General features: G+C 73.7%; 16 protein-coding genes and 1 pseudogene. 13 read left to right on the top strand and 4 right to left on the bottom strand.

What is annotated here, in order from left to right; all coding sequences use genetic code 11:
* Positions 1–106: 106 nt before the first annotated feature.
* The 4 genes and pseudogenes from ACOBQU_RS02400 (at position 107) to ACOBQU_RS02385 (ending at position 4,712) form a co-directional block, all read left to right on the top strand.
* Positions 107–1,434, top strand: a pseudogene (locus ACOBQU_RS02400) (extracellular solute-binding protein).
* Between the two features lie 9 nt (positions 1,435–1,443).
* On the top strand, positions 1,444–2,430 hold the full coding sequence (locus ACOBQU_RS02395; protein ID WP_423624149.1) for a carbohydrate ABC transporter permease: 987 nt from the start codon (positions 1,444–1,446) through the stop codon (positions 2,428–2,430).
* On the top strand, positions 2,427–3,314 hold the full coding sequence (locus tag ACOBQU_RS02390; RefSeq protein ID WP_423624147.1) for a carbohydrate ABC transporter permease: 888 nt from the start codon (positions 2,427–2,429) through the stop codon (positions 3,312–3,314). Before ACOBQU_RS02395 ends, ACOBQU_RS02390 begins: the two co-directional genes overlap by 4 nt.
* Positions 3,315–3,389: 75 nt before the next feature.
* Positions 3,390–4,712, top strand: a complete 1,323-nt coding sequence (locus ACOBQU_RS02385) for an alpha-glucosidase/alpha-galactosidase (RefSeq protein WP_423624145.1) — start codon at positions 3,390–3,392, stop codon at positions 4,710–4,712.
* A gap of 26 nt (positions 4,713–4,738) precedes the next feature.
* On the opposite strand, the gene ACOBQU_RS02380 is transcribed toward ACOBQU_RS02385, so the two are convergent.
* Positions 4,739–5,380, bottom strand: a complete 642-nt coding sequence (locus tag ACOBQU_RS02380) for a TetR/AcrR family transcriptional regulator (protein WP_423624143.1) — start codon at positions 5,378–5,380, stop codon at positions 4,739–4,741.
* Positions 5,358–6,893, bottom strand: a complete 1,536-nt coding sequence (locus tag ACOBQU_RS02375; protein WP_423624141.1) for a DHA2 family efflux MFS transporter permease subunit — start codon at positions 6,891–6,893, stop codon at positions 5,358–5,360. Before ACOBQU_RS02375 ends, ACOBQU_RS02380 begins: the two co-directional genes overlap by 23 nt.
* A gap of 213 nt (positions 6,894–7,106) precedes the next feature.
* Between ACOBQU_RS02375 and ACOBQU_RS02370 the strand changes: the two genes are divergently transcribed.
* Positions 7,107–8,555 (top strand): WGR domain-containing protein, encoded by a 1,449-nt coding sequence (locus tag ACOBQU_RS02370; protein WP_423624140.1) that lies wholly within the window; start codon positions 7,107–7,109, stop codon positions 8,553–8,555.
* Between the two features lie 32 nt (positions 8,556–8,587).
* On the opposite strand, the gene ACOBQU_RS02365 is transcribed toward ACOBQU_RS02370, so the two are convergent.
* Complete coding sequence (locus tag ACOBQU_RS02365; RefSeq protein WP_423624138.1) at positions 8,588–9,199, bottom strand: dihydrofolate reductase family protein; 612 nt, start codon at positions 9,197–9,199, stop codon at positions 8,588–8,590.
* A gap of 300 nt (positions 9,200–9,499) precedes the next feature.
* On the opposite strand from ACOBQU_RS02365, the gene ACOBQU_RS02360 reads away from it, so the two are divergent.
* The 3 genes from ACOBQU_RS02360 (at position 9,500) to ACOBQU_RS02350 (ending at position 13,510) form a co-directional block, all read left to right on the top strand.
* Positions 9,500–10,966, top strand: coding sequence for a catalase (locus tag ACOBQU_RS02360; RefSeq protein WP_423624136.1), 1,467 nt, complete (start codon positions 9,500–9,502; stop codon positions 10,964–10,966).
* A 276-nt stretch (positions 10,967–11,242) separates the two neighbouring features.
* Positions 11,243–12,448, top strand: coding sequence for a hypothetical protein (locus ACOBQU_RS02355; RefSeq protein WP_423624135.1), 1,206 nt, complete (start codon positions 11,243–11,245; stop codon positions 12,446–12,448).
* Between the two features lie 297 nt (positions 12,449–12,745).
* The gene (locus ACOBQU_RS02350) at positions 12,746–13,510 is read left to right on the top strand and encodes an alpha/beta hydrolase (RefSeq protein ID WP_423624133.1); all 765 of its coding nucleotides are present in this window, start codon (positions 12,746–12,748) and stop codon (positions 13,508–13,510) included.
* A 139-nt stretch (positions 13,511–13,649) separates the two neighbouring features.
* On the opposite strand, the gene ACOBQU_RS02345 is transcribed toward ACOBQU_RS02350, so the two are convergent.
* Positions 13,650–13,946, bottom strand: a complete 297-nt coding sequence (locus ACOBQU_RS02345) for a trypco2 family protein (RefSeq protein WP_423624131.1) — start codon at positions 13,944–13,946, stop codon at positions 13,650–13,652.
* Between the two features lie 215 nt (positions 13,947–14,161).
* Here ACOBQU_RS02345 and ACOBQU_RS02340 point away from each other — a divergent pair, with 215 nt between their 5' ends.
* The 5 genes from ACOBQU_RS02340 (at position 14,162) to ACOBQU_RS02320 (ending at position 22,140) form a co-directional block, all read left to right on the top strand.
* The gene (locus ACOBQU_RS02340) at positions 14,162–15,796 is read left to right on the top strand and encodes a serine protease (protein ID WP_423624129.1); all 1,635 of its coding nucleotides are present in this window, start codon (positions 14,162–14,164) and stop codon (positions 15,794–15,796) included.
* On the top strand, positions 15,793–18,339 hold the full coding sequence (locus ACOBQU_RS02335; protein WP_423624128.1) for a tetratricopeptide repeat protein: 2,547 nt from the start codon (positions 15,793–15,795) through the stop codon (positions 18,337–18,339). The genes ACOBQU_RS02340 and ACOBQU_RS02335 overlap by 4 nt, the downstream gene beginning before the upstream one ends.
* A gap of 95 nt (positions 18,340–18,434) precedes the next feature.
* Complete coding sequence (locus ACOBQU_RS02330; RefSeq protein WP_423624126.1) at positions 18,435–19,895, top strand: VWA domain-containing protein; 1,461 nt, start codon at positions 18,435–18,437, stop codon at positions 19,893–19,895.
* Entirely contained in the window at positions 19,892–20,830 is a 939-nt protein-coding gene (locus ACOBQU_RS02325; RefSeq protein ID WP_423624125.1) for a hypothetical protein, read from the top strand. The genes ACOBQU_RS02330 and ACOBQU_RS02325 overlap by 4 nt, the downstream gene beginning before the upstream one ends.
* Positions 20,831–20,880: 50 nt before the next feature.
* Positions 20,881–22,140: an ABC transporter substrate-binding protein gene (locus tag ACOBQU_RS02320; protein ID WP_423624124.1), complete on the top strand. Its 1,260-nt coding sequence runs from the start codon at positions 20,881–20,883 to the stop codon at positions 22,138–22,140.
* The last annotated feature ends 38 nt before the right edge of the window (positions 22,141–22,178 follow it).

The raw sequence follows: 22,178 nt of genomic DNA, 5'->3' as shown, positions 1-22,178 counted from the left end.
TCCTCACGGCTCTGCTCGCGCAGCACCCTCGTCTCACGCCGCGCATCCGCTCCCGCCGTTCGCCCGCACGACGCGACGGACGGCGTCCGACCCCCGGGAGGCAGCGATGACGTCAGCACCCGCTGCGCCGGGCCCGCTGTCGCGGCGTGGGCTGCTGCGTGCCGGTGGGGCCGGTGCGCTCGCGGCGGCGGGCGGCGGCCTGTGCGGGTGCGCCCCGGGGACGCCGACGGGGTGGGGCCCGACGGGCGCGTCACCATCCAGGTGTGGCACGGGCAGACGGACATCGCCGCACGGGCGGTCACGGCACTCGCCGCCGAGTTCCAGCGCCGCAATCCGGACATCCGCGTGGACCTGGGCGGCGGTGTCGTCGCCGACGCCATGCTGCAGAAGGTCACCGCGGCGCTCGCGGCCGGTTCGTACCCCGACGTCGCCTACGTCTTCGGCTCGGACCTGGCCAGCGTCGCCCGCAGCCCGAAGGTCGTCGACCTGACCGCGCACGTGCGGACGGGACCGACGCCGTGGCACGACTACTGGGCGCCCGCCCGCGCCGCCGTCAGCGTCAACGGCCGGGTCCGCGCGGTGCCCGCGCTCCTGGACTGCCTGGCCGTGGTGTGCAACCGGAAGCTGTTCGCCGACGCCGGACTCGACCTGCCCGAACCGGGCTGGACCTGGCGGGAGTTCAGGGACGTCGCGCGCCGCCTCACCGACCGGGACCGCGGACGGTTCGGCACCGGCTGGCCCGGCACCGGCGACGAGGACACCGTGTGGCGGCTGTGGCCCCTGGTGTGGGACCTGGGCGGCGACGTGATCGCCGACGACGGGCGGAGCGTCGGCTTCGCGCGGGAGGGCGTCCGCGCCCTGGAGGTCGTCCGGGACCTGGCGCGCGACCGGAGCGTCTACGTCGACCCCAAGCCGGGCGGCGAGCAGCTGCACCAGGTCTTCCTGTCCGGGCGGATGGGCATGCTGATGACCGGCCCCTGGCAGCTGCCGGACCTGCGGCAGGCCGGACTCGACTACCACGTCGTGCCGCTGCCCGGCTTCCACGGCCGCTCCGTGACCATCTCGGGACCCGACACCTGGGTGCTGTTCGACAACGGCGAGGCCCGCGCGCGAGCCGCGCGTGCCTTCGTCACCTGGCTGATCCAGCCCGCCCAGGACAGCCGCTGGGCCGTGCGGGCGGGCAGCCTGCCGCTGAGCCGCCGCTGCCGACGCCTGGCGGCCTGGCGCGAGCACGCCGCGAGCACCCCGGGCCTCGACGTGTTCACCGAGGCGGTCACCACCGCGCGCGTACGGCCCGTCCACCCCGCCTACCCGCGTGTCTCCCGCTCCCTGGGGCGGGCCGTCGTCTCCGTGCTGCTCGGCCGGGCGAGCCCCGCCGACGCGGTGCGCGCCTGCGCCGACGCGGCCGACGCCGCCCTGCTGATCCCGCGCTGAGGACGTGACATGCCCGGACTTCCCGCACCGCTGACCCTGCCACCGGACCCGTCCGGGGAGCGCGCGCGGCGCCGTCGGCGCCGCGCGGAGACCGCCACCGCCTGGGCCTTCGTCTCGCCCGCCGTCCTGGTCGTCCTCGGCCTGAGCGTCCTGCCCGTCGCCTGGTCGCTGCTGCTGTCCTTCCAGGCCAACGACCTCGTCACGCCGAGCCGCTGGGTGGGCCTCGACAACTACCGCGCCCTGCGCCAAGACCCGAACTTCCACGAGGCGGTGGAGAACACCGCGGTCTACACCGCCCTGTACGTGCCGCTGAGCATCGCCGTCGGCCTGGCGCTCGCCCTCGCCCTGAACCGGCGCGTCCGCTGCGCCGGGCTCTACCGCACCCTGTTCCTGGTGCCGTTCGTCGTCTCCGCCACCGCCCAGGGCGTGCTGTTCTCCTTCATCCTCGACCCGGAGTTCGGCGCCGCCAACTCCGTCCTGCACCGCCTGGGCATCTCCGCGCAGGGGTTCCTCACCGACCCCGCGCAGGCGCTGTTCGTCCTCGTCGCCATCACGCTGTGGAGCGGCACGGGGTTGTGCACCGTCATCTACCTGGCGGCCCTCCAGGACGTGCCGCCGTCACTCGTCGAGGCGGCCCGCCTCGACGGGGCCGGGCCCCGGCACGTCCTGCGGCACGTGACGCTGCCCGCGCTCGGCCCGGTCAGCGCGTTCCTCGTCGTGTGGCAGACCCTCCAGGCCCTCCAGGTCTTCGACCTCGTGTACGTCACCACCAAGGGCGGCCCGCTGGGCTCCACCACCGTCATCGTCTACTTCGTGTGGGAGCAGGCCTTCAAGGAGTTCACCGCCGGGTACGGCGCCGCGGCCGCCTGCGTCCTCGCCCTGGCCCTGCTCGTCCTCGCCGTCGCGCTGCGCGCCGTACGCCGCGAGAGCGTCCACTGGGCGGCCGGAGCGCGCCGCACGGCCCGGTCACGGCGTACGAAGGCGGCCACCCCATGACCGCGACCACGACCGGCGCCTCGCGCGCCACGGCACCCGCCGCCGCGCCGCCCGCCCCGCGTCGCCGCCCGCGGCTGCCGTTCGACCCCTGGCACCTGCTGCTCGCGCCGCTGGCCGCGCTGTTCGCGGCGCCCCTGGTGTGGCTGCTGCTCAGCTCGGTGATGAGCGACGCGGAGATCAACCGCTTCCCGCCCGCGCTGTGGCCCTCCCACGTGGACCTCGGCGGCTACCGCTATGTGCTCGGCACCGCCCTGTTCCCGCGGTGGCTGCTGAACTCGGCGGTCGTGTCCGCCGCCGCGGTCGCCTCCAACCTCGTCCTCGGCTCCCTCGGCGGCTACGCCTTCGCGCGGATGCGGTTCGCCGGTTCCCGGCTGCTCCTGGCCCTGATGCTGGCGACGACGGCGGTGCCGTTCCAGCTCACGATGATCCCCACCTTCCTGATGATGAAGCGGCTCGGGCTCATCGACACCCTCGGCGCGCTCATCGTGCCCTCGCTGGTCACGCCGTTCGCGGTGTTCCTGCTGCGGCAGTTCTTCCTGTCCCTGCCGAGGGAGTTGGAGGAGGCCGCGTGGATCGACGGCTGCTCACGGCTGCGCGTGCTCTGCGCGGTCGTGCTGCCGCTGGCCCGCCCGGCCCTCGCCACCGTGGCCGCCCTGACGTTCCTGACCACCTGGAACGACCTGACCTGGCCGCTGATCGCCCTCAACCACGACACCCAGTACACGCTCCAGCTGGGCCTGACCACGTTCCAGGGGCAGCACCAGACGCGATGGTCCGCGGTCATGGCGGGCAACGCGATCACGGTCCTTCCGGTGCTGCTCGCGTTCCTCTGCGCGCAGCGGGCCTTCGTCCGCACGGTCACCACCAGCGGCCTCAAGGGCTGAGCGCCCCGTGCCGCGGCCCCCAAGACCGGCCGTCCCTCCGCCCACCACCGCCACCCACATCGGAGTACCCCTCACATGACCCGACCCAAGATCGCCTTCATCGGCGCAGGCAGCGTGGAGTTCACCCAGGGCCTGCTCGCCGACCTGTTCGCCTTCCCCGAGCTGAAGCGCGCCCACATCGCCCTGCACGACATCGACGCCGAACGGCTCGCCACCGCCGACGCCGCCGCCCGCTACATCGCCGAGGAGCGCGCCGCCGACGCCCGCATCACCGCCCACCGCGACCGCCGCGCCTGCGTGGCCGACGCCGATTTCGTCCTCAACACCGTCAACATCGGCATGCGCGACGCCACCCGCACCGACTTCGACGTCCCCGCCCGCCACGGCCTGCGCCAGACCATCGGCGACACCCTCGGCGTCGGCGGCGTCTTCCGGGCCCTGCGCACCTTCCCGTTCCTCAAGCGGCTCGGCGAGGACGTCGCCGAACTCAGCCCCGACGCCTGGCTGCTCAACTACACCAACCCCATGGCCATGAACGTCCAGTACCTCGCCCAGGCCACCGGACTGACCCGTGTCGTCGGCCTGTGCCACTCCGTGTACTGGACCATGCGGGACCTGTCCGAGCTGGTGGGCGTCCCCTACGACGAGATCACCTACCGGGCCGCCGGAGTCAACCACCAGTCCTGGGTGCTGCGCTTCGAGCACCGCGGCCGGGACCTCTACCGGCGCCTGGACGAACTGATCGCCGAGGACGCGCAGTTGCGGCGCCGGGTCCGCGTCGACATGTACCGGCGGCTCGGCTACTACCCGACCGAGACCAGCGAGCACTCCTCGGAGTACGTCCCCTGGTACCTGAGCCACGACAGCGAGGTCGAACGGCTGCGGCTGCCCATCGGCGCGTACCTCGACATGGTCGACGACAACGTCGCCGCGTACCACGAGACCCGCGACGCCCTGGCGCAGGGCGCCCCGCTCGCCGTCGAGGGCACCATGGAGTACGCCCCGCAGATCATCCACAGCATGGTCACCGGCACCCCGCGCACCGTCTACGGCAACGTCCCCAACGGCGGCCTGATCGACAACCTCCCCGCCCACGGCGTCGTCGAGGTGCCCTGCCTCGTCGACGCGTCCGGCGTCCAGCCCACCCGCGCCGGATCCCTGCCCCCGCAGCTCGCCGCCCTCAACCGCGCCTACCTCAGCGTGACCGACCTCGTCGTGCGCGCCGCCCTGTACGACGAGCCGCGCCACATCCGGCACGCCGCCATGACCGACCCGGCGACCGCCGCGACCCTCACCGTGGACCGCATCTGGGAGGTGTGCGACGCCATGGTCCGCGCGCACGGGGACCTGCTCCAGCCGTCGCTGCGCGTGCTCCTTGCCGGGCGGGCCGACGGCTGAACGGGGGCCCGCTCGGCACCCTCCGCTCAGGGTCGGATGTCCTCAAGGCACTCCAGCGCCGCGTCCAGCGTGGCGGCGAAGTCCATGTCCGGGCTGCTCGCCCAGTCGAGGGAGACCTGGAGCAGCACGCCGAACACGGCTCCGGTGTACGCGCGCACGGGCGGGGCCTCGGGGTCGAGTCCCGCCCGCTTGGCCACCTGCTCGGCCATGACCCGCATGGACCGGGTGATCCCGGCGAGCCCGGCGCCCCACAGCTCCGGCTCGGAGGTGATGAGCAGCCACCGCTCGCGCTGCAGGGCCAGCTCCTCGTCGGAGAGGTCCGCGAGCATCGAGCCGATCGCCCGGCGCTCGGCCTGCACCGGCGTCAGGTCCGGCGCCTGGGCCTGGAGCAGCGTCGCGAACGGCAGCTCGTACTCCTGCGTGAAGACCAGGTCCTGCTTGGTCGCGAAGTAGCGGAAGACGGTGCTCGGCGCGACCTCGGCGGCCTCGGCGACCTGCTCGACGGTGGTGGCCGCGTAGCCCTGCTCGCGGAAGAGCCGCACCGCCTCCCGCTGGATGGCGGCCTTGGTCCGGGCCTTCTTGCGTTCCCTCAGGCCCGGTGCCTTCGGGGCCGGGGCGCCGGGCCCCTGGGCCGTGGCGGCGGAATCAGGCTGTTTCGGCGGCGTCATGCTGCGATTGTGCAGGTTGGGAGGTGTCCCGCCCAATCCGGCGGGGCAGCCACGTCACGGCCAGGAGCACCCCGACGAGGCCGAGCGCGCCGGACACCGCGAGGACCACGTCCAGGCCGTGGACGAACGCGGAGCGCACCGAGTCGGCGAGGTCCGGGGACTTCAGCGCGCGGGCCACGCCCAGGCCGCCGAACACGGAGTCCTGGACGGCGCCCCTGGCGCGCGCGGGCACGGCGTCCAGGTCGAGCCCGCCGCGGTATCCGGCGTTGAGGACGGAGCCGAGGACGGCCGCGCCGAAGCTGCCGCCCAGCGTGCGGACGGACTGGTTGACGGCCGATCCGACACCGGCGCTCTCCGGCGCGAGCGCGCCGAGGGCCGCGTCCATGGCGGTGGGCAGGGCGAACCCCAGGCCCAGGCCGTACGCGGCGGTCCAGGCGGACGCGAGGCCGGTGCCGCTGCCGGGGTCGGTGGTGGCGCCGTAGAACAGGGCGGCGGCCAGCAGGGCGAACCCGGCGCCGACCGCGGTCCGCGGGCCCAGCGCCCTGGCCACCCTGCTCGCCAGGGACACGCCCACGAGCAGCCCGCCGACCATGGGCAGCAGCCGGATGCCGCTGCCCATGGCGTCGGTGCCGAGGACCGCCTGGTAGTACTGCGGCATCGTGAACAGCACGCCGAACATGGTGAAGTTGATGACCGTGCCGAGCACGGTGCCGGAGGTGAACCGCGCCGAGCGGAACAGCGCCAGGTCGACCAGCGGCGCGGGCGACCGCCTCTCCCAGACGACGAACACCACCAGGGCGAGCAGCCCGCCGAGCAGCGGCACCAGCGTGCCGACGTCGCCCCAGCCCTCCTCGCCGCCCTGGATGACCCCGTACGTCATCGCGGTCAGGGCGACGCACGAGAGCACCAGGCCGCCCACGTCGAACCGCCCGGCACGGCTCGCCTTCGCCTCCGGCAGCCACGCCGACACTGCGAGGAAGGCGACGATGACGACGGGGACGTTGATGAGGAACACCGAGCCCCACCAGTAGTGGTTGAGCAGATAGCCGCCGAGGACCGGGCCGAGCGGGTAGGCGAGCATGGCGGCACCGGCGACCGCGCCGATCGCCTTCGGCCGCTCCTCGTCGGAGAACATCACCGGCAGCAGCGACAGCGTCGTGGGCATGATCAGCGCCGCGCCGAGGCCGAGCAGCGCGCGCCCGGCGATGAACGCCCCCGCGCTGGTGGCGCAGGCGCACACCAGCGAGGCCGCGCCGAACACCAGCAGGGCCACGAGGAGCACCTTCCTGCGCCCGAACCGGTCGCCGAGCACACCGGCCGGGATCATCCCGGCGGCGAACACCAGCGTGTACGACGTGACGAACCACTGGAGTTCGACGTTGCTCGCGCCCAGGTCGTCGGCCATGTCCGGCAACGCGAGGCTCAGGATCGTCACGTCGAAACCCACGGCGAGCGACGCGAGGACGAGGGCCCCGACGGCCCACCACCTGCGCGCTCCCAGCTCCGCTGACATGAGAGTAGACCTCCGAATAGGAGTGGAAACTTATTTGAGAGCCTACTCTCACTTTATGGGTGTGGCTACGCCCGCACCCGGGCGCGGGGGAGGCGCGCGCCCGTGCGGCGGCGAACGGCGTGGGCCGGGCGATTGTCAGTGCCTCCCCCTACGGTGGTGATCAGTGGGGCCCGCTGGAACGGCCGCGGGCCCAGCCCGGGGAGGGGACTGCCGATGACCGGTGCGGAGACGTCGAGGACATATCTGGAGCTGTCGCAGGACGGCGGAGGCGCGCACAAGTTCTACGAGGTGAGCGTCGACGGCCAGGAAGTGACGGTGCGTTACGGCCGGATCGGCGCCGCGGGGCAGGTCCAGCGGACGACGTTCCCCACCGCCGAGAAGGCGCGCGCGGCCGCCGCGAAGAAGGTCGGCGAGAAGGTCCGCAAGGGGTACGCGCCCGCCGTGCAGGGCCAGCGCGCCCCCCGCGCGGTGACCCGCCGCCAGGTGACGTCCGCGCCGTCCACGGCACGCGCCGTGGCCCCCGTGCTGTGGCGGTTCCGCACGGGCTCGTCGGCGTTCGGCATCCACGTGGACGCGGACCACTGCTGGGTGGGCAATCAGGCGGGCGATGTGTACACGCTGGACCACGAGGGCGGCGTCCTGGCCCGCTTCAGCCTGCCGGACGGCGTGAAGTGCCTGGTCGCCGACGACTTCTGGATCTACGCGGGCTGCGATGACGGCCGGGTGTACGACCTGTCGTCGAAGCTGCCCTTCGCGGCCTACGAGATCGCCACCGACGTCGACATCTTCTGGCTGGACATCCACGAGGGCCTGCTGAACGTCTCGGACCGCGAGGGCCGCCTCACGGTCATCGACCACGAGGACGAGCACCAGTGGGCCCGGCGCAGCCAGGGCGACCACGCGTGGATGGTCCGCGCCGACGACCGCGCCGTCTACCACGGCCACGGCCGGGGCGTCACCGCCTATGTGCCGGACGGCGGCGGCGAGTTGTGGCACACGCCCACCAAGGGCGCCGTCCTGTTCGGCTGGCAGGAGGCGGACGCCGTGTACGCGGGCACGGGGCACCGGGTGGTCCAGCGGCTGGCCAAGGCCACCGGCGCGATCGAGGCCACCTACGCCTGCGACGGCCCGGTGTACTCGTGCGCGGCCTCGCCCAGCGGGCGCTATGTCTTCGCCGGTGACGCGGCGTCGTCGGTGTACTGCTTCGACCGGGACGGCACCCGGCTGTGGAAGCTCGGCACGGGCGGCGGCTCGGCCCTGTCGATGCAGTACCACGAGGACCGGCTCTACCTGGTCACCACCGACGGCTCCCTGGTGTGCGTGGACGCGAGCGAGGCGGCCATCCAGGCGGCGCAGCTCGGCACGGTGCCCACCGCGCGCGATGTGAAGCTGGCGGCCGCCGTGCCCACGTACGCGCCGGACACGGCGGTGAGCGCGGTGGCCACGGTCACGCACGCCCCGTCCGGTTCGATCGTCGTCGAGTGCGTGCGGGAGGGCGACCGGCTGCGCGTCCACGTGGTGTCCGACGGCTACGACCCGTCCTGGAACGTCCAGTTCCCGCGTGCGATACGGCAGCCGGGCGCGCGCTATGTGGTGGACGCGCTGCACCCGGCGGCCGGTGGCTTCTACCGCGTGCGGGGGGACATCCGCCGACTGCTGTGAGCCGGGCGGGGCCCGGCGGTGGCGGCGGGCGGCTAGGCGCTGGCCCCGTAGGTCCCGTACTCCGGCAGTCCCACCGACTCGAAGACGTGCACGGACAGGCCGCCCGGCGTCGTCCGCTGGCTGACGGGCCGCAGCCCGGCCGGGGCGCCGCCGTCCGGGAAGAGGCGTCGGCCCTGGCCCACCACGACCGGGGCGATCGCCAGCCGCAGCGTGTCGACCAGCCCGGCGGCCAGCAGCGACTGCGCCAGCCGGGCGCTGCCGTGGATCTGGAGTTCCCGCCCGGGCTGCCGCTTGAGCTCCGCGACGCGCGCCGCCACGTCGCCGGAGAGGACCGTGGTCGGGTTCCAGTCCGCCGTGGTCAGGGTCTGGGAGGCCACGTACTTCGGCAGGCCGTTCAGGGCGCTGGCCGCGGGGTGGTCGGTCATCCGCGGCCAGTCCCGGGCGAAGTTCTCATACGTCCTGCGCCCGAAGAGGAGGGCGTCCGCCTCGGCGAGCCAGGTGGCCGCCAGCCGCTCGAACGTCTCGTCCAGGTACGGCACGAACCAGCCGCCCCGCGTGAAGCCGTCGCTGGTGTCCTCGTCCGGCGCTCCCGGCCCCTGCGAGACACCGTCGAGCGTCAGGAACTCCTGCACCACCAGTTTCATCACACACCACTCTCTTCGCACATCGCACGGTCGCCGGTCCCGCGTCCTCCGCGCGGACATCCGCCCCGCACGTCCTTGAGACCCCGCGGCGCGCGGAAAGTCATCGCTCGGACCGCGGCGCGTCCCCTGGCTGGCGCGGGCCCGGTCGCGGACCGGGCGGGCCGGGCGGGCCGGGACCGGCAGCTGCTCGGCGGCCTTGAACGTGCGACGGGGTCGGAAAGCACGGAGACTCGCGGTGTGGCCCGCTCAGCCGCCTGTAGCCGGTCACGCGCACCGCCTGCCGCTGCAAAGGACCCGGTCATGAGCATGAGCACACCCGAACCGACCACCTCCGACTCCGGTGCCCCGGTGGAGAGCGACGAGTTCTCGCTGACCGTCGGCCCCGGCGGACCGATCCTGCTCCAGGACTCCTACCTGATCGAGCAGATGGCCCAGTTCAACCGCGAGCGGATCCCCGAGCGGCAGCCGCACGCCAAGGGGAGCGGCGCGTTCGGCCGGTTCGAGGTCACCGACGACGTCAGCCGGTACACCAAGGCCGCCCTCTTCCAGCCCGGCACCACCACGCGGCTGGTCACGCGGTTCTCGACGGTCGCGGGCGAGCGCGGCAGCCCGGACACCTGGCGCGATCCGCGCGGCTTCGCGGTGAAGTTCTACACCAGCGAGGGCAACTACGACATGGTCGGCAACAACACGCCGGTCTTCTTCATCAAGGACCCGATGAAATTCCAGCACTTCATCCGGTCCCAGAAGCGCCGCGCCGACAGCAACCTGCGCGACCACGACATGCAGTGGGACTTCTGGACGCTGTCTCCCGAGAGCGCGCACCAGGTCACCTGGCTGATGGGCGACCGCGGCATCCCGCGGACCTGGCGGCACATGAACGGCTACACGTCCCACACCTACATGTGGATCAACGCGGCCGGGGAGCGGTTCTGGGTGAAGTACCACTTCAAGACCGACCAGGGCATCGAGTTCCTCACGCAGGACGAGGCCGACCGGATGGCGGGCTGCGACACCGACTTCCACACGCGGGACCTGTTCGAGCACATCAGGGACGGGGACTTCCCGTCCTGGACGCTGCACGTGCAGGTCATGCCCTACGAGGACGCCGCGAACTACCGGTTCAACCCGTTCGACCTCACCAAGGTCTGGCCGCACGGCGACTATCCGCTCATCCCGGTCGGCCGGATGACCCTGGACCGCAACCCCACCGACAACCACGCCGAGATCGAGCAGGCGGCCTTCCAGCCCAACAACCTGGTCCCCGGGATCGGCCCGAGCCCGGACCGGATGCTGCTGGCCCGCCTCTTCTCGTACGCCGACGCGCACCGGTACCGCATCGGCGCGAACTACCAGCAGCTGCCCGTCAACGCTCCCGTCGCCCCGGTGCACACGTACTCCAAGGACGGCGCGATGGCGTTCCGGAAGACGAGCGACCCGGTGTACGCGCCGAACTCCAAGGGCGGTCCGGCCGCCGACACCGCGCGCTACGGCAGCCCGCCGAGCTGGCACGCCGACGGGAACATCACCCGCGCCGCCTACGTCACCCACGCGGAGGACGACGACTGGGGCCAGCCCGGCACCCTGGTGCGTGAGGTGATGGACGACGCCGCCCGCGACCGCCTGGTCAGCAACGTGGTCGGCCATCTCCTCAACGGTGTCACCGAGCCGGTCCTGGAGCGGGCCTTCGTGTACTGGGCGAACATCGACCCGGGGGTCGGCCAGCGGATCAAGGAGGGGGTGCGGGCGGCTCTGACGCGCGGGTAGTGCTGCCGCGTGACCTTGGGGGGCGTCGAGGTGGTCGCAGGAGGCCCGTGCTGTCGCACGGGCCTCCTGCGCTCGGCTCCCACGGGTACGTCGGCTCCGCCAGTATCCGGTCATGAGCATGTCGGATTCCGCCGTGTCGCCGCCACGGAGTCTGCCGCAGGATTTCCTGAGCGGCACGGACCCGGCCGCCGCCACCACGGATCACAGGAGCCGACCATGCGATGTAGACGGTTCAGACATTCCAGGCAGTTCGGATGGTTCACCCAGTTATCTCCCGTGCTCGGCCGCCTCACCACGGGTACGGCCGCGCTCGCGCTCCTCGCGACGTCGGCGCTGGCCAGCGGGGCGGCCGTCGCGGCGCCCGCCGCGGCCGCGGCGGGCCCGAAGGCCGGTGAGGCGTGCACCTCCGCCGACCTCGGCAAGCGGCACCCGTTCATCAAGAGCGTCAAGGTCGAGCCGACCGTCACGCACTTCAAGGGCTACTTCGTCACCGCGGGGTCGACGGGCAGCCAGTCGGTCAAGCTCAGTACGCAGACGCAGGTCACCGTCGAGGTCGGCACGTCCACCACCGTCACCACCGGGTTCGCCTTCCAGGTGCTGGTCAAGGCCGAGACCGCGGTGAACCGGACGGTCAAGAAGACCACCGCCACCACCAGCGCCGAAGAGCAGACCATCACCTGGAACTTCACGCAGCCCGGCTACTACGGCCTCTATCAGGGCACGCGGAAGGTCACCGGCGAGTACGGCAGCCTGAACTGCGACCGAGTCCAGCAGAGCGACGGCACCTTCGCCACGAAGTGGGTGGAGCGTCCCGGCGGGCAGTACACGACCTTCTCCACGATCGAGGAGGGCGCGATCCGCTGCGAGGACCAGGTGCCCGCCGACACCATCATGAAGAAGGCCCAGGAGATCCTCGGCTGCGCCGGTACGGCGGCGGCCGAGCCGGAGCGCAAGGCTCCCGCGCCGCGCGCCGCCGACAAGGACCAGCGGACGTCCGTGAGCGGTGAGCGCGGGGCCAGCGCGGTGCCGCCGGGCTTCACCTGCCTGCCGGGCAAGTACCGCATCGGCACGCCGGACCGGAAGCTGTACTGGGTGACCTTCGGCGCCGGTGACTACTTCCGGCTGCGGCCCGGGCCGCGCCTGCCCGAGGGCGGCACGTGGAGCGTGTGCGAGGGCCCCGAGAGCAACGGCAGGACCGAGTACGCCCTGGTCAACAGCTACAAGGGCCGCTGCGCGACGATGCCGGACCACGGCGAGGCGGCCGAGGGCGCGATGTTCCGTATGGACTCCTGCCGCACCGCCGACGACTACCAGCGCTTCTACATCTACCGGGACGTGCCCGGCAGCGACCTGGTCGGCCTCCAGCTGAAGGCCAACGGCCACATGGTCGGCCAGGAGCGCGTGGTCGACGACACGGCCATGCGCCAGTACAGCGAGGGCAAGGCCGACGGTACGGGGACCTACGTGCTGGAGAAGGTCTGATCCTCGGCCAGGCGGGGCCGCCGCCCGCTGCCGTCAGGGACGGCGTTCCCGCGCTGCCCCCGCCACCCGCCGAGCGGGGGCAGCGTGCCGCGGGCGCCGGGGCGCCCAGGGGCGCGGCCTGCGCGAAATCCGTTGGCGGGCCCCGGTGGCCGCTGCTACGGTGCCGGAGGCCGTGCGAGAGACCGAGGAGGTGGTACCCGTGAACGTATCGACATGGGTGCTCCCCTCAGGGGTCACGGTCGGGCGGTAGGCCGCCCGGGAGCGCCGCTGGCAGCGCACTCCCGAAAGGCACGACCCATGCACTTCACGTCCGAGCAGCGCCTCGACGACGCCGTTCTCGAACGCGCGTTCACTCTCGGCGAGGTCCCCGGCATCCTGTGGACGCCCACGCCCACGCCCACGCCCACGCCCGTATCCGTATCCGCACCGGCACCGGCGCCGCTGATCCTGCTCAGCCCGCCGCCCCTCGGCCTGCGCAAGGCCTACCCCCGACTGGTGGCCCGGGCCCGGCAGTCCGCGGCGGACGGTTTCGCCACCGCCACCATCGAACTGCCCGGAAGCGGCGACCGGCCCCGTCTGCCCGGCGCCGAGCGGGCCTTCGCCGACCTGCGCCGGGCGCTGGACGCGGGCGAGCCGGTCAGCGACGAGACCGTCGACGCCCTCATCCTCCCGCTCGTCGACCGGGCGGTCCCGGAGTGGCGGACCGCCCTGGACGCCCTCCTGGCGCTGCCCGGGATCGGCGGCCCGGTCGGGTACTCGGGGGGAGTGATCTCCATCGGCACCCGCCTCGCGGTGGTCGAGCCGCGGATCGAGGCGGCCGTGCTGTTCGCCGGGAGTTTCATTCCGCGCGTCATGTTCGAGGAGGCCCGCCGCGTCACCATCCCGCTGCATGTGCTGCTCCAGTGGGACGACGAGGGGAACGACCGGCAGGCGGCCCTGGACCTGTTCGACGCCTTCGGTTCCCGGGAGAAGACCCTGCACGCCAACATGGGCGGGCACACCGGAGTCCCGCCGTACGCGGGCGACGCCGCGGCCCGGTTCTTCACCCGGCACCTGAAGTGACCCCGAGGCGCCAGGCCGCTGACGTGCCCCAGAGGCGCCAGGCCGCTGAAGTGCTCCAGAGGCGCCGGGCCACCGGCGGGCGGTAGTCGTGCCCGGCGGCCGCCGGGGCCCGGTCAGGCGGTGGTGACAGGATCAGGACTCACCCCCGGCTGACGTTCACCCGCGCCCCGCCCACCAGCTCCGGCGTCAGGTCGACCTGGACCTGGTGGGTGGACTGGCGGTCGACGGTGCCGCCGAGTTCGGCCGTCACCACGCCGATCCGGATGCCGCCGCGCCCCGTTCCCGAACGGTGGACCTGGACGGTGAAGGTGAGGCTCACGTTCTCCACGGCGAAGCTCAGGTCCTGGCCCTCGCTCTCCAGGCGGGCCGCCTCCAGCTCTCCCCTGATCTGACGGATCACCTCGGCCAGTCCCACGAATCCCGGTTCGTTCGACAACTCGCCTCCCCAGGAAGCCCGTTGATCACATATCGCACCAGTATGCGACAGGGCGCGGCGTCCGTATAGTTGCGAGGTATGGCTGCTGGCGGGGGAGTCCAAGCCGCCTCGCCGACGGATACGCCGAGTTGGGCCGTGCGGATCCGCGGCGCTGACGGGGAGATCGCGGGGCGGGCATTCTGCTGAGCCCTGACCAGGTCCTCACCTGCGCCCATGTGGTGGACCGGGCGGCGGCCCGGGTCACCGCGGAGTTCGTGGGCGCCGCCGACCACAGCGTGCCCGCGGTCGCCGCCCGGGTGGACGGGAACGCGTGCGTGCCGGAGACGCGGGACGCGGACGGCGACCCCAGCGGGGACGTCGCGCTGCTGCGGCTGGCACGGCCCCGGCCCGTCGAGGAGGCGGTCCGGCTGCACCGGCTGTCCGCGCCGGGACGCGCGGTGCGGATGTACGGATTCCCGTACGACCACAACGGCGGCATCTGGTTCCGCGCCACCGTCGTCGGCGGCTGCGGACGCGACGGGCAGGTGCAGCTCAGCCCCACCAGCCCCGGCGAACTGGCCAGCCCGGGCTGCAGCGGCGCGGGCGTCGCCGACAGCGCCACCGGCGAGGTCATCGGGATGGTGCTCACCGGGCAGCGGGACCAGCACGGCAACCGGTTCTCCTTCATGAGCCCCGCCGAGACCATCGTCCGGCACCTGCCCCAGGTCGAGCCGTTCCTCGAAGGGCCCACCGCCGTCGACGACCGGCTGCGCTCCACCGAGGACGACGCCGCTCAGGCGCTGCTCGACGAGCCGTTCGCCCAGCGCCTCGCCGCCTGGCTCCGGGACGACGGCCAGCAGGTGAAGATCAGCGTCGTCCGGCACGGCGACGCCGCCCGTGGCGCCACCCTGCGCCGCGCCATCACCCTCGCCGACCGGGAGTTGCGCACCGCGGCCTCCGTCGGCCGGGCCTCGCTGGACCCGCCGGGCACCGTCCCGTCGGCTGGGGGGCACGACCTTGCCGTCCACGCGGGAGGGCTCTCCGCCGCCGAGATCGCCGAGCGGATCGCCGAACGCATGGGCCTGTGGCCGCGGCACGAGGGTCCGGCCCTCGACCGGATCCGTACGGCCGAGGTCACGCTCAACCTGGTCGTCGTCGGCGTCGACGAGGCCCTCGACCCGCCCGCCCTGCTGGACCTGCTCGAGGTGCTGCGCGCCGGGGGCAGCAGGCTGCTGCTGGTGTTCCGCGAGCCGGACAGCAGCTATCACCGGGCCCGCCGCGAACTCCTCGTGCGGCCCGCGCGAGAGCGCCGGGACCGGCTCGTCGCACGGCTGCGGGAGATCACCGGGCCGCTCGCCGGGGCCCTGAGCGAGCGCCGGGCCGCCGTGGCGCCGACCGGCGTCCGGGCCGTGGACTCGGACCTGGTGGCCGCCCACGCCGCCTTGGCCGACCTGCTCCGGGCGGAGGGCCGCGACCGGGGCCCGGACCTGGCCCGCTACGAGCGCCTGGCGGACCACGTCGCGGCCCGCCTCAGCCGCCACATCGCCCGGCTCGACCGCCTCAGCGACCGCCGCGACGAACTCCGCGGCCGCCTGCGCGGCTACCACGTCCTGCGCCAGCGCTCCACCCAGGGCGAGGAGGACCCGGCGGTGGACGCCCTCTACCTCCGGGCGCACGACCTGCTCCACACCCGCCCGTGCGACGTCCCCGCGGCGGAGGCGGCGGTCGACGCCTACGTCCACCACGTCGACGCCCCCCACATCGACACCTCCCGCGTCGACACCCCCTACGTCGACACCCCCGATGCCGACACCCCCCGCATCGGCCCTCACCACGGCCGCCGCCCCGACCAGGACGGGGATCCGGCATGAGCGGAGACGCCTGCGTCAGAGCCGACTGCCGGGGCGGCCGGATCATGGTGACCGGGTTCTGCGACACCTGCTTCCGGCGGGCCGCCGCCCCAGACCCGCCGACGCCCGACCCACCGCGCCCCGACCCACCGCACTCCACCGCGCCGGAAGCCGGGACACCGCCCGGCACCGACGGGGCCGCCGAGTCCGTGCGGCGCCGCTCCGCCCCCGCCGCCGGTGAACTGGACCGCGACGGACTCCTCGTGCTGCCGCACCTGCCCTCGCCGGAGCCCGCCGAGGCCGCCGACACCACGGCCCGGCCGCCCACCGGAGGGCGGCGCTGCGGGGCCGACAACTGCCCGGGCACGATCGGCGTCTCCTACGACGGCGGCCCGGCGCCGGACCACGGCTTCTGCCCCGAGTGCGGTAGGGAGTACTCCTTCCGCCCGAAGCTGCGCCCCGGCGACCAGGTCGCCGGGCACTACCGGGTGCTGGGCTACCTCGCGGTCGGCGGCCACGGCTGGGTCTACCTCGCCGAGGACACCCGCGTGCCCGGCCTGCACGTCGTCCTCAAGGGCCTGATCAACACCGGGGACGCCGTGGCCCGGCGGGCCGCCGTCGAGGAGCGCCGCTCGCTCACCACGCTGCACCACCGGGACATCGTCCGGATCGTGACGTACGTACAGCACCAGGCGCCCGGCGACACCGAGCCGACCGGCTACATCGTGATGGAGTACGTCGGCGGCCGCTCCCTCGCCTGGATCCGGTTCGCCCCTGAGGAGGACCTGGCACGCCTCTTCGGGCCCGGCGGCTTCGAGTTCGGGCACGTCATCACGTACGGCTGCAAGATCCTCGGCGCCCTGGAGTACCTGCACGACCAGGGCCTGCTCTACTGCGACATGAAGCCCGAGAACGTCATCCACTACGGCCGCGAGATCAAGGTCATCGACCTCGGCGCCATCCGCAGGACCGACGACCGCGCCTCCGGTCTCGTGTACACCCTCGGGTACGCCCCGCCGAAGAAGGAGCGCGACGAGCGCGGCCTCGACGTGGACAGCGACCTGTACACCGTCGGCCGCACCCTGAAGGTCCTCGCCGAGCGCGCGAGCCCGCCCGCCGGACTCGCCGCCCGCTCCTTCGACGCGCTGGTCCGGCGCGCCACCCACCCCGAACCCGCCGCCCGCTTCCGCTCGGCCGCCGAGATGTCCCGCCAGCTGTGGGAGGTGCTGCGCGAGCACCAGGCGCTGAGCGGCCACGAGCCGTACCCGGAGCGGTCCACCCGGTTCGAGCCGACCGCCGCGCTCTTCGGCGCCGCCCTCGGCACGGTCCCCGCTCTCCACCGCTTCACCCGGCGCCCGGCCGCCGCCCTGCCGTCCGGGCCGGGACGCTGGCTCTCCACCGCCCCCGACCTGCCCGTCGGCCCCCCGGACCCCCGGGAGACCGCACGCGCCCTGCCCACCCCCCTGCCCGACGCCGCCGACCCGGCCGCCGTTCTGCTCGGCGGACTCGCCGCCGACACCCCCGACCGCATCGCCGAACGCGCACGGAGCGACCCGGCGCTGCGCACCGAGGAGGCCGCGCTGTGGCTGTGCCGCGCCTATCTGGAGGCGGAGGACCCCGACCGGGCCGAGGCGTGGGTGCGGACGGCCAAGGAGCGCGGCGGCGACTACGACTGGCGGATCTTCTGGCACCAGGGCCTCATCTACCTGACCCGACGTCAGGTGGAGGCGGCGGAGGGCGAGTTCGTGGCCGCCTACGCCGCCCTGCCGGGCGAGGCGGCGCCGAAGCTGGCGCTCGGGTACTGCGCCGAGTACCTGGCCGCGCGGGAGACCGCGGCATCCGGGGCCGCGCCGGGGGTGCCCCGGCCCCGGCACGACGACGAGCAGCGGGCCCGGCGCGCCGAGGCCCGCGAGCGGCAGGCCGAGGAGTACTACGACGCTGTGCGGCGCCGCGACCGCACCCAGGGCAGCGCCGCCTTCGGGCTTGCCCGCGTGCGGCTGCGCCGCGGCGACCGGCACCGGGCCGTCGCCGTCCTGGACGAGGTGCCGACCACCTCCCGGCACTACGACGCCGCGCGCGTCGCCGCGGTCCGGGTGCTCGCCGGTCCGCTGCCCGGCGGATCCGTGCCCGGCGCCGCCGAGTTGCGCGCGGCGGCCGAACGGCTCGCGGGGCTGCACCTGGACGGCAGCGGCTCCTTCGACCGCCTGGTCACCGAGCTGAGGGAGCACGCGCTGGGCTGCCGTCCGTCCGGCGGCTGGGGGAGCGGCTTCCCCGGCGGCGAACTGTTCGGACCGGTGGACACCGAGGGGGCGCTGGCCGGGCTGCTGTGCCGGTCGCTGAAGCGGCTCGCGGACCAGGCGGGCAGCGTCGGCGAGCGCGGCGACCTCCTCGACCGGGCGTACGCGGTGCTCCCCGAGCCGACCGCCTTCCGCGATCTGCCGAGAGCCTTCCGGGCTCTGCTGCGGAACCGACGACGTGACGACGTACGACGTGATGACACACGACGTGATGACACACGGCGTGACGACGTGCGGCGTGAGCGAGCGGCGACGACCGACAACTGACAGCCCACAACTGGCAACCCACAACTGGCAACTGACGACCGACAACTGACGACGACCGACGGCGACCGATGACAAGGTCGAGGAGGCGTACGGACATGGTGGAGGCAGGAGCGCCGGGGGCGGGCGGGGCGGCCGGGCAGGTCACCGTCGGTCTTGAGGTCAGCCAGTGGAAGTACCTCTCCGCCGAGGCGGGCGACCCGCAGATGCACGCCATCCTCAGCGTGCGCGTGGACGGCACCGACGGCGGCGGCCCGGTGCTCGCGCAGGTCCTGGCCCTGGACTGCTCCAGCTCGATGACCTGGCCGCCGGAGAAGCTGTACGCCGCCCAGGAGGCGGCCGTCTCCGCGATCCGCCAACTGCCCGACGGCACGCCGTTCGCGGTGGTCCGGGGCAACGAGCGGGCAACCATGGCGTACCCGGGCACCCCGGGCATGGCCGCCGCCTCGGACGAGACCCGGGAGCGGGCCGAGCGGGCGGTGCACGGCCTCGTCGCGGGCGGCGGCACCTGCATCGGCGCCTGGCTCGACCTCGCCCGTCTGCTGCTGGCCGAGCAGGACTCCCCCGTCGGGCACGTCCTGCTGCTCACCGACGGAAAGAACCAGCACGACGAGCAGATGCCGCTGGCGGGCGTCCTGGAGGAGTGCGCGGGCCGGTTCGTCTGCGACGCGTGGGGGATCGGCGATGGTTGGGACGCCCGCGAACTGCTCGGCATTACGCGTCGGCTGCACGGCTCCGCGTCGTCGGTGCGGGAGGCGGAGGCCCTTCCGGCGGAGTACGAGAAGCTGGTGAGCCGCCTCCTCACCAAGACCGTCCCCGAACTGGCGATCTCGGTGACCCCGATGCCCGGGGCCGAGGTGCGCTACCTCAAGCAGGTCTTCCCGGCGGAGGCGGAGCTGACGCCGGAGGGCGGCACCGGACGGTTCGTCACCCGCGCCTGGGGCGACGAGACCCGGCGCTACCAGCTGTGCCTGACCGCCGATCCGGTCGGCCACCCGCGCCGCGAGGACCTTCAGCTCGCCGTGGTCGCCGTCGACGTGCCCGGTGACCAGCGGGCACGGCTGCCGCCGCCGCAGCCCTGCCTGGTGCACTGGACGGACAACCCGGCGCTGTCCCGGCACACCGACGCCCAGGTCGAGCACTTCGAGCAGCACCAGCGCCTCGGCGAGGCCGTCGCCGCCGCCACCGACGCCCACCGCCGCGGCGAACACGGCCTCGCCGAGCGACAGTTGGGCCGGGCGGCGCAGCTGGCGCGGGCGATGGGTGCCGACGCGCAGCTGGCCCGCCTCGCCCGCCTGGTGCGGATCGACGACGCGAGCGCCGGACGCGTCACCCTGCGGCCCGACGTCACGGCTGTCGACTTCGAGCACCTGATCGCCGCCAGCAGCCACAGCAGCTACGGCCCCGCGTCCGGCAGCGGCGGCGGCAGCGCGGCCGGGGGCACGGCCGCCGGACGAGCGGGCGGGGCCACCGTGCCCTGCCCGGCCTGCTCCCACAAGGCACCGGTGGCGGCTCGGTTCTGCCCCTCCTGCGGGCACCGCTTCGAGGCCCGGCCGTGAGCACCACCGGCCGGGACCTGACCCGGCGGCTCGGGCTGCTCCTCGCCCTGGGGGCCGCCACCACGTTCGTGCTGTTCCTCGCCTACCGGGGCGTGCACGACGACACGGTGCCGCTGTCGTCGTCGAGCACTCCCGGAATCCTGGCCGTGGACACCGCGCGGAACGCGATGCGGGAGGCGCACGAGGCGGTCCGTGGCAGCGGGCGGCAGGGCGACACGAGCGGCGAGTTCCACACCCATGTCTCGGTCGCCCACCAGAGCCTCGCGCTCGCCGCCTCCGAGAACGTCACCGGCCTGGAGGGCCGCCACGACCTCCAGACCGTCACGGGTCTGATCTCCGTCTACTCCGGCTGGGTGGAGCGCTGGGGCCAGGAGCCGAACGGTTCCCCGCTGCGGGCGGCCTACCTGTTCTACGCCGAGCAGGTGCTCGGTCTCCGGGCCGACCGCGGGTCCGACGGCGACATCATGAGCCGCCTCGACGCCCTGCGCGTCCGGCAGCTCCACGAGGCCGAGCGGCAGGCGGCCTTCCCGTGGCAGCTGTGGCTCGGCTGGAGCGTGGTCGCCGCGCTGTACGTCGCGCTGTGCGCCGCGCTCCTTGAGGCCCAGCGGTATGTGCGGCGGCGCTTCCGGCGGCCGGTGCAGGCGCGGCTGCTCGCCGCGACCGTCGTGTGCGCGGTCGGCGTGCCGCTGCTGGCGTGGGTCACCTGGAAGGCGCACGGCGCGATGACCGACTCCGTCGGCGGGATCCGCGTACCGAAGGACAAGGCGGACGACGTCCCCCGGGTCGCGGAGCGGGTGCAGGACGCGCTGTCGCACGCCGGGCTCTGGGCGTCGCTGTCCGTCTGGATACTGGTGGGAGGGGGCGTAGTGATGGCGCTGACGGTGTGGGGGCTGTGGCCGCGGATCGCCGAGTACCGGTTCAGGGCGCCGCGATGAGGGCCGCGCCACGTATGAAGACGCGTACGAAGACACGCACGAAGACGCGGATGAAGACACGGACGGCGAAGACGAGGGCGGGGACGGGTAAGCGGGCCGTGTGGCGGCGCCGACCCCGTCCCCGCACCCTCGCCGTCCTGGCCGTCTGCCTGGTCCTGCTCGGCGCGGGCGTGGTCGCAGGGGTGCGCTGGGCGCGGGAGGTGACGGGCTCGGTTACCCTGCTCGCCAACTGGAGCGGCGCGGAGCGTAAGCAGTTCGAGGAGCACGTCATCGAGCCGTTCGAGGAGAAGTACCGGATCGACGTCGTCTACCAGGGCAGTTCCGCGCTGAGCCAGGTGCTGGCCGCCGACATGGCGGCCGGGAACCCGCCCGACGTGGCGGTCGTGCCAGGGCCGGGCGAACTGCTGGCCCACGCGGCCGACGGCAGGCTCCGGCCCCTGGACGGCCTCTTCGACCCCCGGCAGTACGACAGCATCTGGGCGCCCGAGGTGACGATCCCGGGGCGAGGCAGCCACACCTACTGGCTCCCCGTCAAGACCGGCCTCAAGAGCATGGTGTGGTACGCGGGCGACCGGCCCGACGCGACGTCGGCGGGCACGCCCGGACGGTGGTGCCTGGGCATGGAGTCCGGTGCGACCTCCGGCTGGCCGGGCACCGACTGGGTGGAGGACATCCTGCTCCAGCAGGCCGGGCCCGGGGTGTACGAGGACTGGGCGAACGGCAGGGTCCCCTGGACCGACGACGCCGTGCGCAAGGCCTGGACGACGTTCGGCGAACTGGTCGGCGCGGGCGGGAGCCGCCGCGTCCAGCGGGCCCTGACCACCGGCTTCGGCGCGGACTGCGGCCCCGGCCGCCTGGAGCACCAGGGCTCCTTCCGCGCCGCCCACTGGCAGCGGGTCGGCGGCGACTACGTCCACTCCGCCGAGGTCGTCCCCGACCCGGGCCCGGACGCCGGGGCCTGGGAGGTGTCCGGTGACCTCGCGACCCTGCTCAACCCCACACGGGAGGCCGAGCAGCTCATCCGCTACCTGGCCGATCCCGGCACCTCGCTGCCCGAGTACACCGCCAACAAGGCCGCCGCGGCGGACCACGGGCGGGACGGCACGGCGCGGAAGATCGGCGAGAGCCTGCGCACACCGGGAGTCCCCCGCTGCTGGGACGCCTCCGACGCCATGCCCCGCGCCACCCGCGACGCCTTCCACCAGGCGGTGCTCCGCTTCCTCGTCGCCCCCGGGCAACTGGACGACCGCCTGGCGGAGTTGGAGCGGGCGCGCACCAAGCAGGAGCTGCCGGTGTGCGGTGGCGGATGACGCCGCGCGAGCCGTCCCACGGCCGCCGGTGACGGCGG

Source organism: Streptomyces sp. G45 (assembly GCF_049542095.1).
Taxonomy (GTDB): Bacteria; Actinomycetota; Actinomycetes; order Streptomycetales; family Streptomycetaceae; genus Streptomyces.
This window is presented reverse-complemented; position numbering and strand designations above follow the sequence as displayed.